This is a genomic window from Acrocarpospora sp. B8E8, assembly GCF_039871605.1.
Lineage (GTDB): Bacteria > Actinomycetota > Actinomycetes > Streptosporangiales > Streptosporangiaceae > Acrocarpospora > Acrocarpospora macrocephala.
This window is the reverse complement of record NZ_JBDPLV010000132.1, coordinates 1-15020: the sequence shown is the minus strand read 5'-3', so window position 1 is coordinate 15020 and position 15020 is coordinate 1. Positions and strand designations below refer to the sequence as shown.

General features: G+C 68.7%; 16 protein-coding genes and 1 pseudogene. 10 read left to right on the top strand and 7 right to left on the bottom strand.

Features of this window, described 5'->3' with window-relative positions:
- The first annotated feature begins 187 nt into the window (after positions 1 to 187).
- Both ABGB08_RS53005 and ABGB08_RS53000 read left to right on the top strand, forming a co-directional pair.
- Positions 188 to 1051, top strand: a complete 864-nt coding sequence (locus ABGB08_RS53005; protein ID WP_347607655.1) for a CPBP family intramembrane glutamic endopeptidase — start codon at positions 188 to 190, stop codon at positions 1049 to 1051.
- A gap of 8 nt (positions 1052 to 1059) precedes the next feature.
- Positions 1060 to 1869 carry an acyl-CoA thioesterase domain-containing protein gene (locus ABGB08_RS53000; protein WP_347607652.1) on the top strand — a complete coding sequence of 270 codons (810 nt, stop codon included), beginning with the start codon at positions 1060 to 1062 and terminating at the stop codon, positions 1867 to 1869.
- 3 nt (positions 1870 to 1872) lie between these two features.
- Here the strand turns inward: ABGB08_RS53000 and ftsH are convergent, their stop codons facing one another.
- From ftsH to ABGB08_RS52985, 3 genes are read right to left on the bottom strand one after another with little or no spacing between them, the layout of a single operon-like run.
- On the bottom strand, positions 1873 to 3807 hold the full coding sequence (gene ftsH, locus ABGB08_RS52995; RefSeq protein WP_347607649.1) for an ATP-dependent zinc metalloprotease FtsH: 1935 nt from the start codon (positions 3805 to 3807) through the stop codon (positions 1873 to 1875).
- A 30-nt stretch (positions 3808 to 3837) separates the two neighbouring features.
- Positions 3838 to 4329 carry a DUF1269 domain-containing protein gene (locus ABGB08_RS52990; RefSeq protein WP_347607646.1) on the bottom strand — a complete coding sequence of 164 codons (492 nt, stop codon included), beginning with the start codon at positions 4327 to 4329 and terminating at the stop codon, positions 3838 to 3840.
- Between the two features lie 53 nt (positions 4330 to 4382).
- A complete protein-coding gene (locus ABGB08_RS52985; RefSeq protein ID WP_347607643.1) occupies positions 4383 to 5156 on the bottom strand; it encodes a hypothetical protein in 774 nt (257 codons plus the stop codon).
- A 236-nt stretch (positions 5157 to 5392) separates the two neighbouring features.
- Here ABGB08_RS52985 and ABGB08_RS52980 point away from each other — a divergent pair, with 236 nt between their 5' ends.
- Positions 5393 to 6367 carry a DUF3616 domain-containing protein gene (locus ABGB08_RS52980; protein WP_347607640.1) on the top strand — a complete coding sequence of 325 codons (975 nt, stop codon included), beginning with the start codon at positions 5393 to 5395 and terminating at the stop codon, positions 6365 to 6367.
- Here the strand turns inward: ABGB08_RS52980 and ABGB08_RS52975 are convergent.
- Positions 6358 to 7032, bottom strand: a complete 675-nt coding sequence (locus ABGB08_RS52975) for an aminoacyl-tRNA hydrolase (protein WP_347607637.1) — start codon at positions 7030 to 7032, stop codon at positions 6358 to 6360. The genes ABGB08_RS52980 and ABGB08_RS52975 overlap by 10 nt on opposite strands.
- Complete coding sequence (locus ABGB08_RS52970) at positions 7029 to 8336, bottom strand: MFS transporter (RefSeq protein ID WP_347607634.1); 1308 nt, start codon at positions 8334 to 8336, stop codon at positions 7029 to 7031. Before ABGB08_RS52970 ends, ABGB08_RS52975 begins: the two co-directional genes overlap by 4 nt.
- Positions 8337 to 8408: 72 nt before the next feature.
- On the opposite strand from ABGB08_RS52970, the gene ABGB08_RS52965 reads away from it, so the two are divergent.
- Both ABGB08_RS52965 and ABGB08_RS52960 read left to right on the top strand, forming a co-directional pair.
- Positions 8409 to 9386 (top strand): helix-turn-helix domain-containing protein, encoded by a 978-nt coding sequence (locus ABGB08_RS52965; RefSeq protein ID WP_347607631.1) that lies wholly within the window; start codon positions 8409 to 8411, stop codon positions 9384 to 9386.
- Positions 9387 to 9440: 54 nt separating this feature from the next.
- Positions 9441 to 9776 (top strand): STAS domain-containing protein, encoded by a 336-nt coding sequence (locus ABGB08_RS52960; RefSeq protein ID WP_347607628.1) that lies wholly within the window; start codon positions 9441 to 9443, stop codon positions 9774 to 9776.
- Positions 9777 to 9824: 48 nt separating this feature from the next.
- Here ABGB08_RS52960 and ABGB08_RS52955 read toward each other — a convergent pair whose 3' ends face one another.
- Positions 9825 to 11018 (bottom strand): endo-1,4-beta-xylanase, encoded by a 1194-nt coding sequence (locus ABGB08_RS52955; RefSeq protein ID WP_347607625.1) that lies wholly within the window; start codon positions 11016 to 11018, stop codon positions 9825 to 9827.
- A 258-nt stretch (positions 11019 to 11276) separates the two neighbouring features.
- On the opposite strand from ABGB08_RS52955, the gene ABGB08_RS52950 reads away from it, so the two are divergent.
- The 5 genes from ABGB08_RS52950 to ABGB08_RS52930 all read left to right on the top strand — a co-directional run bounded on the left by ABGB08_RS52950 (position 11277) and on the right by ABGB08_RS52930 (position 14839).
- The gene (locus ABGB08_RS52950) at positions 11277 to 11663 is read left to right on the top strand and encodes a CopG family transcriptional regulator (RefSeq protein ID WP_155358104.1); all 387 of its coding nucleotides are present in this window, start codon (positions 11277 to 11279) and stop codon (positions 11661 to 11663) included.
- A gap of 12 nt (positions 11664 to 11675) precedes the next feature.
- A complete protein-coding gene (locus ABGB08_RS52945; RefSeq protein WP_347607622.1) occupies positions 11676 to 12632 on the top strand; it encodes an ABC transporter ATP-binding protein in 957 nt (318 codons plus the stop codon).
- Positions 12625 to 13350, top strand: coding sequence for an ABC transporter permease (locus tag ABGB08_RS52940; protein ID WP_347607619.1), 726 nt, complete (start codon positions 12625 to 12627; stop codon positions 13348 to 13350). The genes ABGB08_RS52945 and ABGB08_RS52940 overlap by 8 nt, the downstream gene beginning before the upstream one ends.
- 268 nt (positions 13351 to 13618) lie before the next feature.
- A complete protein-coding gene (locus ABGB08_RS52935; protein WP_347607616.1) occupies positions 13619 to 13954 on the top strand; it encodes a helix-turn-helix transcriptional regulator in 336 nt (111 codons plus the stop codon).
- A gap of 9 nt (positions 13955 to 13963) precedes the next feature.
- Complete coding sequence (locus ABGB08_RS52930) at positions 13964 to 14839, top strand: ImmA/IrrE family metallo-endopeptidase (protein ID WP_347607613.1); 876 nt, start codon at positions 13964 to 13966, stop codon at positions 14837 to 14839.
- Positions 14840 to 14917: 78 nt separating this feature from the next.
- Here the strand turns inward: ABGB08_RS52930 and ABGB08_RS52925 are convergent.
- Positions 14918 to 15020 (bottom strand): annotated as a pseudogene (locus ABGB08_RS52925) (IS5/IS1182 family transposase); the annotation flags it as partial.

Genomic DNA, 15020 nt, shown 5'->3' with positions numbered 1-15020 from the left:
CCACCCACCCAGCCCGTTGTCTACCCTCGGGCTCCACCCCCGCGAACACGCAACATGACCACAGGCAAGACCTCACCAGGGGACCTTTTAGGATCGCCCCGACGCCATGATCTCTCCAGATCGATCGGGACTCGGAGGGGACCCGCCGATCAGGCGAATGGGACCAGTCCACCGATGGACTCCGGCCATGGATACCACCTATTCGCTCACCCTGGTTCGCAAGCAGCTGACCGTGTTCGCCGTCGTGCTGCTCGTGCTGGTGCTGCCCGCCTTGGCGTACGCGATCTCCCAAGGTCTTGATCTCAACCGCGTCGGCGAGGCCCCCATCGGCGCGCAACTCGCCGTCTACAGCCAGGCGTTCGCCCCCACGCTGGCCGCTCTGGCCGCCTGGCTCGCCGGAGGCCGCGGTTTGCGAGGGTTCGACTGGGGCTTCCGCAGGGTGCCGTGGCGCACGCTCGGCATCGCCTGGATCGTCCCCGTCGTCGGCATCGCCCTCGGCTACGGCTCCGCCTGGGTCACCGGCCTGGCCCGCTTCGCGCCCGGAAACGTGACCGACTCCACCGGTCTGCACCCCGCGCTCGCGGTCGTGCTCGGCCTGCTCCCCGGCATCGTCCCCTACGTGATCCTGGCCCTCGGCGAGCAGATCGGCTGGAGCTCCTTCCTGACCACCCAGCTCGCCCAGACCAGAAGCACCGACGCCACCGCCCTCATCGTCGGCCTCTGCTGGGCGTCGTTTCACGTGCCGATGATGCTGTTCGTCCCCGGCGCGATCGACCAGGGCGTCCCGATCTTCTACGCCATCCCCTGCTTCGCCGTGCAATCGGTGACGATCGCCTTCCCGCTGGTCTGGCTCCGCGTGCGGACGAAGAGCATCTGGCCGGTGCTCATCCTGCACGCCACCCTCAACGCCGCGCTCTACTTCGTGGCGGGCGCGATGACCACCCCCACCGAGAATTCACCATGGTTCGTCGGCGAAGGCGGCGCGCTCACCACACTCGGCCTGCTGGTCGCCGTGCTCGCCACCCGCCGGCTGTGGCGCAATCCCGGATAATAAGCAGCATGGCGATCGTGTGGGACACCGTCTTCGGGCCGGTCAAACTCACCCACGAAGGCGAGTCCCTCCGCGCCGACGTGGATGGTGACATCAGCTTCCGGGGTGTCGTGTTCGGCGGCTGGACGGCCTCGCTCGCGGCCCTGGCCGCCGCCGACGGCCTGGACGGCCAGGTTCTGAGCGCGCTGCACGTCGTCTTCACCGGCCAGGTACGCCCGGGCGCCCTGCTCTTCGACATCGAGCAGCTGCGCGCCGGCGGCTCGATGGCCGCCCGCCGCGTGACCGCGCACCAGGGCGGGGAACCACTGGCCTCGGTCCAGGCCTGGTTCACCCGCCCCGACCTGTTCCCATCCGCGACCCACCCGCGCGCCACACCACCCCAACGGTCCTGGGACGACTGCCCCACTATCGAATGGTCCTGGCCGGACGCGCCCTTCCTCCGCCACATCGACGAACGCGCCATCGACTACCCCACCTCGTACGCCACCTTCCAGAACGGCCCGCCACACGTGGAGCTCTGGGCCCGCCCCTTCGAGCGTCACCTGGAGCCGCTCCCCCGCCAGCTCCTCGACGTGATCCTCTTCGACGCCCACCTCCTGGACGCCGCCTACCGCGCGACCACCCTCACCGACCTGCACATGGTCTCCCTCGACCTGTGCGTCACCTGGGCCACCACCCCGCCGGACGGCTGGCTGCACGTCACCACCGACGCCCTCCTCGGCCCGTCCCTGGTCGTCACCACCGGAACCCTCGCCGACGAGCACGGCACCCGCTACGCGGTGGCGACCAGCCAAGGACGTTCATACGCCCCGCGCTGACAACTACCTGCCACGCTGGATGTCGATCCGCGGGGGAATGCCCGCCGCCTCGTACGCCTCGGTCTCGTCCAAGGTTTCCCGCTCCAGCAGCGCACTCACGATGTTGTCGAGTTTGTCGCGGTTATCCCGGATCACCTGTTGCGCGGTTTCGTAGCATTCCTCGACGATCCTGCGGGTTTCCCCGTCCACCTCGGCCAGCGTCGCCGCGGCCGCCTGGGGCTGCTCGTCCTGCGGCAGGATGTTCAGCGGGCCGATCTTGGGCGACATCCCCCACCGGCCCACCATGCCCCGGGCGATCGCGGTGACCTGCTCCAGGTCGTTCTCCGCCCCGGTGGTGACCAGCCCGAAGACGACCTGCTCGGCGGCCATCCCGCCCAGCGCGCCGACGATCCGGCCGCGCAGGTAGTTCTCGTCGTAGGCGTACCGGTCGTTGTCCGGCGTGGACAGGGTCACGCCGAGCGCCCGGCCGCGCGGGATGATCGAGATCTTTCGTACGGGGTCGGCGCCCGGCTGGAGCATGCCCAGCAGGGCGTGGCCCGCTTCGTGGAAGGCCGTGCGGATTCGTTCGTCTTCGGGCATCACGATGGCGCGAGCCGTACCGAGCTGGAGTTTTTCCAGCGCGTCGGCGAGGTCGGCGGAGTGGACCTGGACGTTGCCGCGCTTGGCGGCGAGCAGGGCGGCCTCGTTGACCAGGTTGGCCAGGTCGGCGCCGGTCATGCCGGGGGTGCTCTTGGCGAGCCTGGCCAGGTCGACGTCGGCGCCCAGCGGGACGCCCCGGGTGTGCACCTTGAGGATCGCGGTACGGCCCGCCGCGTCCGGCGGGGAGACCACGATGTTCCGGTCGAACCGCCCGGGCCGCAGCAGCGCGGGATCGAGGATCTCGGGGCGGTTGGTGGCCCCGATGACGATCACGCCCTCCCCGGCGGTGAAACCGTCCATCTCGGTGAGGATCTGGTTCAGGGTCTGCTCGCGCTCGTCGTGCCCGCCGAGCGCGCCCGCGCCCCTGGTCCGCCCGATGGCGTCGATCTCGTCGATGAACACGATCGACGGCGCGACCTTGCGGGCCTCGGTGAACAGCTCGCGGACCCGGGACGCGCCGACGCCGACGATCATCTCGATGAACTCGGAGGCGCTGGCCGAGAAGAACGGCACGCTCGCCTCGCCCGCGACGGCTCGCGCCAGCAGCGTCTTGCCGGTGCCGGGCAGCCCGGTGAGCAGCACCCCTTTGGGGAGCTTCGCACCGAGTTTGCGGTATTTGGAGGGCTCCTTGAGGTAGTCCACGATCTCGATGAGCTCGTTCTCGACCTCGTCGATCCCGGCCACGTCCGCGAACGTGACCCTGACCTTGTCGGTCGCGATCGGGTGGGCCGCCCGGGATCTGCCCAGCGCGCTGAGGCCGCCGCCGCCCATCATGGAGGTGCCTCGGCGCAGCAGCCACATCCACACCCCGGCCAGCAGCAGCACCGGCAGCAGCGACAGCACGAGATTCCAGAACGTCCCGCGCGAGTCGCTGAGCGGCTCCGCCTTCACCGTCACGTTCTGGCTGGTCAAAAGCTGAAATATCTGGTCCTGGTTGGCGAAGACCGGCATCTCCGTCGAGAACTTGGTATACGTCTTGTTGCCGTCGGGATCTTTGGCCTGCGCCTTCAGGTCGCCCTGGATCGAGTATCCGGTCGCGTAGATGTCCTTGACGTTCCCGGCCTCGACCTGCTTGATGAACTGCGTGTACGAGATCGTCTCCACCGCTTCCCCGTCATAGAACGAGGAGACCACGAAGAACAGCGCGTACGTGATCAGCAAGGTCAGCGCGAACCGGAACCAGTTGATCTTCGGGCCTTGCGGTTTACCCGGGGGGAGACCTTCGGCGCGCCAGGGCTTGGGCTCGTCCTCGCCCGCGGGCTTGTCCGGTTCCCTGCGCTCCTGCGGCTGGTCGGCCACGGGTCTCCCCCCGCCCGTCGACGACGGGGCTCAGCCGCGCGCCGCGGCCACGGCGTGCTTGAGCTGGTCCTCCTGGTCCTTGCTGAGCGAGGTGTGGATGATCCGCCCGCCGTACGGCGCGAGCTGCGGGATGACCTTGTCCGGCGTGCTCTTGTCGATGAGCAGGAAGAGCGCCGCCGTGCCCGGCTTGAGGCCTTCGGCCAGGTCCTTCATGAACTTGTCGTCGACCCCCACGTCGCTCATCGCGCCGATCGCGGCGCCGGTGGCCGCGCCGACGGCCATGCCGAGGAACGGCATGAAGAAGATGAGCCCGATGAGCCCGCCCCAGAGCGCTCCCCCGGCCGCCCCCGCGCCGGTGGTGCCCACCATCTGCTTCATCTTGATCTTGCCGTTCATGGTGCGTTCGACGATCGCCATGTCCCGGAGCTCGATCAGCCGCTCCTTCTGCAGCTGCTGAACCTTGTCCCGGACGTCCACGGCGGTGGAGACGTCGTCGTACGCGATAGCGATCAAATTCGCCATTGGAAAACCCCCCGATTATCCGATGGCGCTATATCTCCCCAGCTCGGAGCTCTCTAAAGCACCTTAATCTTGGACATTACGGTGTTGATGTCGCGCCAGCGCTTCTTCTGGGCGTCGGGGACCGTGACGAACACCAGCGCGGGCTTGCTCTCCGGCACGTCCAGCAGCGCGAGCGCGGCCATCGAGCGGCGCTTGTCGCCCTTCACGGTGTAGTTGACCTCGTAGCCGAGCAGCCAGCCGTTCCGGTCGTCCACGGTGATCGGCTGGGAGGCGGTCCACTCCAGCGTCGCGCCGGCGGGGTGGTGGTTGAGGGTCCAGCGGGCGGCCAGGAACGCGGTGTCGCGCAGGCTGTCCTGCACCTCGATCGGCACCGGGCAGGAGACCAGCATGCCCCGGTAGGCCATGCCCTTGATCTTGCCGAGCAGCTGGCGGGAGGCGAACGGCGACGCCTTGGCCAGGCTCCATTCCGCGCTGAACCGGGGCACGGCGACCCCGGATCGTTCGTCCTTGATGGAACCCCGGACGGGCGCGGAACGCCCCGCCAGGGTGGCCAGCTTGCTGTCGGCAGCGGGCAACGCGGGCACCCGGGGATCTTCCTGGGCGGCGGTCAGCGCCGAACTCGCCGACGGGCTGGGCGCCGCGGAGGCCACGACCGCGCCCCCGGACGAGGGGGTGGGGGACGGCGGCGCGAACGTGGGAGTCGGCGAGGGGGCCGCGGCGGCCGGGAGCGTGCCGGGCTCCTCCCTGGTCGCCACCACGGCGGCGACGAGCACGGCCACGAGCCCGACGACCACGGCGCCCGCGACAGTCCGGTAGACCAACCGCATCGGCAGGTCACCAAGGCCTTTGCCCGACGGTGGCGGCGGTGGAAGCTCCGGGATCGTGATCTTCGGTAGCGGTGTGGTCTCGGCCTCAGCCGCGACGTATGTCGGAACCGCCTTAGTCCCATAATCCCCAGGTGACACGAACGGGAGCGTACGCGAACTCCGGGTATTTTCGGGTGCGATCACCATCACACTTCGGGAACAGGTCCGTACCCGATAATTGGTCCGATAATGGTGGCGTGCGCGTCGAACTCCGCTTCACCGCAGGTACCGGTATCCATCACGATCTGTCGGCCGTTCGCCAGGACGGCCACTGCCTCTGGGTGGCCGGAGACGAGTCCTCAGCCGTCGAACGCCTCACGTGGCGGGACGGCGCCTATCAAGATCATCATTCGTTTCGGCTGTCCGAATTCGTCGACCTGCCGGCCGGTCCGGACGAGGAAGCCGACATCGAGGGCCTGGGCCGCGCCGACGGCTGGCTGTGGGCGGTCGGCTCGCACAGCCTCAAGCGCAAACGCGTCAAACCAGGTCAGACCGGCGAAAAGGCCCGCAAGCGGCTGGCGTCGGTGCTGCGGGAGGAGAACCGCTTCATCCTGGTACGGCTCCCGCTCGTCGAACACGACGGACTTCCGGTCCCGGTCCGCAAGGACGGTCGCAGAACGGCGGCCATCCTGTCCGGTCCCGGCCGGAACCTCGCGGACATGCTCGACGACGACGACCATCTCGGCCCGTTCCTGCACCTGCCCGGCAAGGACAACGGATTCGACATCGAGGGCATCGCGGTCATCGGATCCCGCGTGCTGGTCGGATTACGCGGTCCCGTGCTCCGCGGCTGGGCGGTCATCCTGGAGATCAGGCCCGAGACGAATCCGCACGATCCGCACCGTCTCCGCCTGGACGGCGACTACCAGACCCACTTCGTCGATCTGGACGGTCTCGGCATCCGGGATCTCTGCCCGATCGGGGATGACCTGCTCATCCTGGCCGGGCCGACGATGACCCTGGACGGCGCGTTCCGGGTGCTGCGCTGGCGGCCCAACGGCGACTTCGCCAACCCGCCGACGCTGGTCACCGAGCTGCCCATGGTTCCAGGCGCGGACCGCCCCGAAGGTCTGGCCCTGCTCCCGGACGGCCGCCTGCTGATCGTGTACGACACCCCGGCACCGGACCGCCTGACCCTCGACGGCGTCTACGCGGACATCGTTCAGGTGTGACGCAGCGGTCCCCAGCCCTCCGGCCGGAAACCACCCCGCCGGAGCCAGGGCGTGTCCGCGATCACGGTGACGCTGCCGGGTTCGATCTCCGTGAAGCCCGCGTCCCTGACCGCGGGCAGGCCGCTCTCCACGAGCTCCCGCCAGTCGTCCGGTGCGGCCGTCCGCACATCCAGCGCGAACCCCTCGGAACGCCACGCTTCCCGCTCCTCGGGTCCCGTCCCCCACCAGGCGAGTTGCGCGGCATGCCCGCATTGCGCCATCGCCTTGCCCGCCGACATGTCCAGCCCCGGATTCACCCACAACACCACATCCCCGGCGGCGCCCAGCGCGTGGTGATCCTCCAGATCCGTCCCCGACACCTGCAGCCGGGACAGTTCCTTCGGCCACCCGTCCAGCGGGATCGGCGGATGCACCCGCACCTCGGCCGTGCCCACCGTCGCCGTGAGCCCCGGGAGCTCCAGCACCCGCCGCCACTCCGCGCCCCTGGCCCGCCGCACCACCTTGCGAATCCCGATCCGCTCCCACTCCTGTACGGCTTCCGCCCACTGGCCCGGCTCGTCCAAAAGGGCCAGCACGCCCCGGGCGGCGGCTTCCAGCGCGTCGACGCGCTCGGGCGGGGTGGCACGCTCGATCCGCACCACCAGGGGGAGCACTCGTTGGGTCACGAGGTCAAGGATGCCGCACGATCGCGGGCGATCAGCAAGGACATGATCGCGGCGAGCGCGCAGAGGGCGCCGGCGCCGTACCAGGCCAGGTCGTAGTGGCCGAGGTGGTCGCGGGTGAGGCCCGCGAGGGTGGCCGCGAAGGCGGCGCCGATCTGGTGGGAGGCGAAGACCCAGCCGAAGACCACGCCGCCGTCAGCGCCGTAGATCCGGCGGCAGAGCGCGGCCGTCGGCGGCACGGTGGCCACCCAGTCCAGGCCGTAGAAGATGATGAAGACCAGCATGCTCGGCTGGGCGGTCTCCGCGAACAGCTGCGGCAGGACCAGCAGCGAGGCGCCGCGCAGCGCGTAGTAGACGCCGAGCAGGATGCGCGGATCCATGCGGTCGCTGAGCCAGCCGGACAGGATGGTCCCGACGATGTCGAAGATCCCGACCACGGCGAGCAGCCCGGCGGCGGTCGTCTCGGCCATGCCGTGATCGTGCGCGGCCGGGATGAAGTGGGTGCCGACCAGGCCGTTCGTGCTGGCGCCGCAGATGGCGAAACCACCCGCCAGATACCAGAACGGGCGCGTCTTCGCCGCGTCCCGCAGCACCCTGACCGCTCGGGCGGCCGCGCCCCCGCTCGGGACGGTCGCCGGCGTGTCCTGCGTCGCGCCGTACGGCCTGAGCCCGAGGTCCTGCGGCCGGTCACGGAGCAGGAACCAGATCAGCGGGACGACGGCCAGCGCGGAGGCGGTCACGGTGAGCGCGGCGGCGCGCCAGCCGGAGGATTCCACCAGGATGGCCAGCACCGGCAGGAAGATGAGCTGACCGGTCGCGCCGCCGGCGGTGAGCACGCCGATGACCAGGCCGCGGTGGCGGACGAACCAGCGGTCGGCCAGGGTGGCGGCGAAGACGAGGGCCATCGAGCCGGTGCCCAGGCCGACCAGGACGCCCCAGCAGAGCACGAGCTGCCAGCTCTGGGTCATGAAGATCGTGACGCCGCTGCCCAGGGCGACCAGGGCCAGGGCCATGGTGACCACGCGGCGCATGCCGAACCGGTCCATCAGGGCGGCGGCGAAGGGGGCGGTCAGGCCGAAGAACATGAGGTTGACCGAGACCGCGAAGCCGATCGTGGCGCGGGACCAGCCGAATTCGCGTTCCAGCGGGCTGATGAAGACACCGGGCGTGGCGCGGAACCCGGCGGCGCCGATGATCGCCACCAGGGCGACGGCGGCGACGATCCAGGCCCGATGTACCTTTAACCCGCGTTTTGCCGGCCCGACTAGCGGACCCTCCGTTTCGTCCTGATTGCCGGTTATCGTCATGGCGTCCATCCTCTCGTCGCGAAATATCGTCTGACGAGTGGCCTGATAGCCAATATGTGAAAGAATCCGGCCATGGCGTACAAGCCGCATCGGGTGGTCGTGGTGGCGATGGAGCACTTCGCTCCGCTGGATCTGGGCATTCCGGGGCAGGTGTTCCGGTCGGCGGACTCGGACGGGCGGCATCTCTACGAGGTCGTGACCTGTACGCGAGGTGGGCTGCCCGTCCCCTGCGAGGCCGGGTACCAGGTGCTGCCGGATCACGATCTGTCCGTCCTGGACTCCGCCGACACGGTGATCGTTCCCGGCATCCACGGCGGATCCGCCTGGGACAACGGCACCATTCCCGACGACCTCGCCTCGGCCTTGCGGCGGGCGGCCCGATACGCCCGGGTCATGTCGATCTGCACCGGCGCGTTCGTCCTCGCCGCGGCGGGCCTGCTCGACGGCCGCCCGGCCACCACCCACTGGCGGCACACCGACCGTTTCCGCACGTTCTTCCCGCAGGTACGCCTCGACCCCGACGTCCTGTTCATCGACGACGGGGACATCCTCACCTCGGCGGGCAGCGCGGCCGGAATCGACCTGTGCCTGCACGTGATCCGCCAGGACCACGGCAGCCAGATCGCCAACCATGCGGCCCGGCGCTGCGTGACCCCGCCCTTCCGGGAGGGCGGCCAGGCCCAGTTCATCGAACGCCCGCTGCCCGAGGCCGGCGGCCTGTCCACCGCCGCCACCCGGGCCTGGACGCTCACCCGCCTGCACGAACCGCTCGACCTCGCCGCCCTGGCCGGCCACGCCCGGATGAGCGTGCGGACCTTCACCCGCAGATTCCGCGAGGAGACCGGCCTCAGCCCCGCCCGCTGGCTCACCCGCCAGCGGGTCGAGCACGCCCGCCACCTGCTGGAAACCACCGACCTCCCGGTCGACGTGGTGGCCCGCCGTTCCGGTTTCGGCACCGCCGTCTCGCTCCGCCAGCACCTGCACGCGGCCGTCGGCGTCGCGCCCCTCAGCTACCGCCAGACATTTCGCGACACGGCAGGCGCCACCTGACGACACGGGGCCGAATTGCGGGCATCGTTGTACTACGACGGCGAAGGGATGTTGATGCCAAGCCTGCAGGTGCTCACAGACCGGCACGACCCATACGTGGTGATCACCGTCCTCGGCGACGTGGACGCCACCACGATCGGCGTGCTCCAGGAGCAGGTGGAGATCGCCCAGCGCATCTCATCCCACCTGCTGTTCGACCTGGCGGGCATGACATTCATGGACAGCGCGGGCATCAGGGTCCTCCTTGACGCCTACCACCACGCCCGCGCGAACCAGGGCACGGTCGCCGTCTGCTCCCCGCGCCCCTCCCCCAAGAAGGTCATGGAACTCGTCGGCCTGACCGGCTACATCCCCGTCCACGCCTCCCTCACCGAGGCGCTGACCTCCTGAGACATGACAAAGGACCGTGACACCGAGGTGTCACGGTCCTTCGCTGAGCTATCGCTTCGGATTCTGCGGAATCCTCGGCTGCACGTACGGCGGCCCCGAGAAGATCAGATCCGCCTTGATCGAGTTGTACGCCCGCTTCGGCTGGTAGTTCTCGTCATACAGCGTGGCCAGACCCTCCGGCGGGTTGGTGAACCAGCCCGGCACCCACGAGTGCTTGTCGGTGAATCCCCACACCGTGTACGACAGGCAGTGCCGGTTGGCCAGGCACGCCTGCATCAGCACGCTGAAGTTGGCGGCCGACGCCTGCAGCCTGGGGTTGATCTCGTTGGAGTCCCCGGCCTGCACGCCCGCCGTCATCTGGCTGCGCACGTCCACCTCGGTGAACGCCGTGGCCAGCCCCAGGTCGGAGAAGGCGTCCAGCGCCTCCTTCACCTGGAAGGCGTCGAAGTTGCCGTACTGCGTGCCGAGGTGCCCCTGGCTGCCGACCCCGTCGATCGGGACGCCGCTCTGCCGCAGCTGCTTGACCATCTTGTAGACGTAGTACGTCTTGTCCGACAGTCCCTTGTCGCCGAACGCCTCAAGGTTGTAGTCGTTGTAGAACAGCAGGGCGCTCGGGTCGGCCGCCCGCGCCCACCGGAACGCGTCCGCGATGTAGCCCGCGCCCAGATGCTGCGCCCAGAACCCCTTCAGGTGGATCTCCGCGGGGGTGTCCCAGGGGTCGCTCGCGGCCTCGTTGACCACGTCCCACTGCCAGATCTTGCCCTTGTACCGCTTGACCACCGTGGTGATGTGCTTGCGCAGCAGGTCGCGCAGCTGGGCCGTGGTGATCGTCCCGTTGGCGACGCCCTCGGTCAGCCAGGCCGGCAACTGGTTCTGCCAGACCAGCACGTGCCCCCGCACCTTCTGGTTGTTCTTCTTGGCGAACTCGACGAGCTTGTCCGCCGGTCCCCAGTCGTAGTTCCCCCGGGTGGGCTCCAGGCTCTCCCACTTCATGACGTTCTCGGCGGTGACCGTGTTGAACTCTGACGCGACCAGCTGCCGGTACTGCGGCTCGCTGGCGTCGTCGAGCGTCGCCATGTCCACCGCCGTCCCGATGTAGAGGCCGTGCCGCGCACCCAGCGCGCGCAGGCTCTGCCCGGACGGCTCCTGCGGGGTGCTTCCCGCCGAAACCGGAACCACATTCAACGTGCCCGCCAGCACCACCGCGACAGCGCTGGCTAAGACGAGGCGCCTCAACCTCATGGGAACATCCTTTCGACCCGAGGGGCGTACCAGTGACCTTGGGAGCGCAGGTCTCGCTAACCGAGCCCCACCAGGAACCCGGCAAGCCGAAAGTGATACCGAAATATTTCGCTACCGTGCCGAAACTTTATGGTAACGCCCAGCCACCGTCAACCACGAGATCCGCAGGTGTGGTTGACCGTCTTAGCACCATCCATCTACCATCCATATGGATGGTGCTCGGATGGTGCGGTAATACTCGACCGGTACCATCCAGGCATGCCTGAGGCGGAAAAGATCACGATCAACATGAACGTCGTCGACCTGGGCAAGGTCGACCTTCTGGTGGAGGAGGGTTTCTACTCCAATCGCACCGACTTCATCCGCACCGCCATCCGCAACCAGCTCAACCGCCATGACGACGAGGTGCGCACCAGCATGAGCCGGCGCGAGCTGGCGATCGGCGTCATCTCCTACGACCGGGCGGAGCTGGAGTGGCACGCGGAGGCCGGCGAGCGGCTGAACATCGCGCTCACCGGCCTGCTGTCCATCGCTTCTGACGTGTCTCCGGAGCTCGCCCGGCAGACCATCCAATCCATCAAGATCGTCGGCGTGTTCCGGGCCAGCAAGGCGGTGAAGGACGCGCTGGCCGACCGTACCCATTGACGGGAGCGGCACGTGCTACTTCGCATCCATCAGCTGACCAAGGACTACCGGCGCGGCGTCCGCGCCAACGACGGCATCGACCTCGGCGTCGACGAGGGCCAGGTGCTCGGCCTGTTCGGCCACAACGGGGCCGGCAAGACCACGCTGCTCAACCAGGTGACCGGGCTGGTCAAGCCGACCTCGGGCACCATCCACATCGACGGCGCCGACGCGGTGGCCGATCCCGCGCTGGCCCGCCGATCGTGCTCGCTGCAGCCGCAGGCACACGCCCCGCTCGACGGCGTGACGCCACGGCAGGCGATCGACACCATGGCCAGGATCCGCGGCGCCGGCCGCCGCCGGGCCCGCGAGCGCACCGGCGCGCTGCTCGACGCGCTCGACCTCGGGGCCTGGGCCGACGAACCCGGGCAGAAGCTCTCCGGCGGCGTACGGCGGCTGACCGCCTTCTGCATGGCCGCCGCGGAACCGGGGCGGATCGTGATGCTCGACGAGCCCACCAACGACGTCGACCCCGTACGCCGCCGCCTGCTCTGGGAACAGATCGCCGCGCTGGCCGCCGACGGGTCCGCGGTCCTGGTGGTGACCCACAACGTGGTCGAGGCCGAACGAGGCGTGACCCGCCTCGCCGTACTCCACCATGGCCGGGTAGTGGCCGAGGGAACCCCGGCCCAGCTGCGCCACGGCTATGCCGACCGGTTGCGGCTGGAACTGGTCGCCGTGGACGACGAGACCGCCTTACGGCTGGCGGCGGAGGTCACCGGTGCCGGGGCCGCCGTACGCACCGGGCGGCGGGTGGTCGTGCCCATCGACGCGGCCGCGGCCGGCGAGGCGCTCACCTGGGCGCAGCGGGAACGCGGCCAGGGCCGGGTGGAGGAGTTCGCGGTCACACCCGTCAGCATCGAGGAGGTCTACATCGGACTCGTCGGTCCTGATCCTGCCGGTGCGGAGGAGGGGGCACGCGTTGCGTAGCTACGGACTCCTGTTGCGGTGGAACCTCCTGCGGCTGCGTGGCATGCTGCCCCTGCTGTTGGTGCTGCAGACCCTGCTCAGCGTCGGCGTGGTAATCGGCTTCTCGTTCCTGCTCCCGGACGCCGACCAGACCACCGGGTTCTACCTCTCCACCGGGGCCCTCACCCTCGGACTGATCACCGTCGGCATGGTGGCCGCGCCGCAACTGGTGGCCCAGGCCAAGCTCACCGGCATCTTCGACTACCAGCGCTCCATGCCGGTGCCCCGGCTGGCCATGCTCGCCGCCGACGCCACCGTCTGGGTGGCCCTGGCCCTGCCTGGCCTGGCCGCGGCCCTGGGCGTCGCGGTCCTGCGCTTCGACCTCGACCTGCGCATCAGCTGGCTGGCCGCACCGGCCATGCTCCTGGTCGCGATCTGCTCGGTGGCCATCGGCTACGCGGTCGCCTACGCGGCCAAACCAGAGGTCGCGGGCGCGATAAGCCAGCTCATCTTCTTCGTGGCCCTGATGTTCGCCCCGATCAACTTCCCAGCCGACCGCCTCCCCCACTGGCTCGCCGAGACCCACGACTGGCTACCGTTCGCCTCCATGGCACAGGCAATCCGCGAAACGCTCCAGGTCCCGGCAGCCGGAATCTCGATAGCGCCGTTCGCGATGCTGACAGCCTGGTGCGTTGTCGGCCTGGCCATCACCTACCGCGTCATGACCCACCGCCCATGAGGCGACAGGGCCTGACCGACTGAGAGGCCCTGAGACCTGGAAGGTGGAGGCCATGTCCCGTTGGACATGAATGACGCCCGCGGGTCGCTCCTCCTGAGGCCCGCGTGGATACACAGGCCAATGCGATGGCACCCCACTGATCTCAGTCACCCGCTGTGGCCTGGGCTGCAGGACCGAGCCGAGCTGCTCGTGCTGGCACTCTATGCCGCACCGAGCTATACTGAATCACATGAATCGATCATGATTCAGTTCTGGAAGGGTGGTTACGATGACGACTGGTGTCGGTGCGCTGATTGAGCGTGCCCGTATTGCCGCGGGTCTTAGCCAGCGTGCCCTTGCGGACGCGACCGGTATCTCGCAGCCCACCTTGTCGCGGATCATCTCTGGGGATAGGCCGGCGAAGATGCCGGAGGTGGTGGCGATCGCGTGGGCAACCGGGCATACAGTCGCCCAACTCACTGAGGCTGGGACGGTGGCCGACCGGACGCAGTGCGCGGCGCGAGCGACTAACGACTCTGACATGGATCGAATGCGAGAGGCGCTGCTGCACTTCGTAGAACTGAACGACTACCTGGACGACCAGGCCATTCCCGCCACGGTCTGATACGGGTAGATGACCTTGAACGCCGAGACTGAGGGACGTACCGCCGCCGCGCGGTTCCGCCACGAGCACCACTTGGGCGTGCAGCCATTGGGTGACCTTGTGGCGGTCATCGAACAGGCGACCGGAATCGACGTGGCCGTACTCGACGTAGGCCCGGATGAGCACGGCCTGACGATGCGGGACCCGGCGCGCGATGCCGTGTTCATCGGCGTCGCGCGCACCCGGAACCCGATGCGGCAACGCAGCACGCTCGCCCACGAACTTGGCCACGTGCTGTTCGAGGACTGGACAGACGGCAGTGCGGGTAGCTGGAGCGACCGAACTCCCGCGGAGATTCGAGCCGACGTCTTCGCTCGGCACCTGCTCGTACCAGTCGAGGGCCTGCGTGAGTTCCTCGGGAACCGGGAACTGGTGGCCCAACCCACCCTCTCTGAGGTTGTTCAGCGGTTCCGGGTATCACCGCAGATCGCGGCCATTGCGCTGAATCAGGCCAGATACATCGATGACGACACCGAGCACGAGTGGATGGCGCTGACTGCGCCACAATTGGCCGCCCGGTTCGGATGGAGCGACCAGTACCGCGCATTGCAAGCCGACTCCAATCAGCGGAGGGCACCACAACGGTTGCTCGCCCGCGCGATCAAGGGCTACGAAGAAGGCGTGCTGTCTGCGCAGGCAATCGCCACCTTGCGCGGTATCACGCTGGATGCCGCCGAGGCGGACTTGCGCGAGGCAGGCGTTGTGCCCGTCCAGCGTGCGATCGCGTGGGCTGCCCCCTCCGAGTTGCCCGACGTGCACGTGGACCTGGCGGCCTTGGATGAGGCCCTGAACACGCCAGACGATGATGACGGCGATCACACGGCAGAGGGGAGCAAGGCGGGATGAGCCACCCGCCGATCATCGACGCCGGGCCCGGCCTGAATTTCTTCTCCATCAATAAGAGGCCGCGCGGATTGGTGAGCGTCATCGACGTCGATCCGGGCGGCCCTTCCAGCGGTGGGTGATCCAGGCGCGGCGGATGAGGCTACGGACGGTGATGATGGCGTCGGCCAGGTCGAAGAACGCT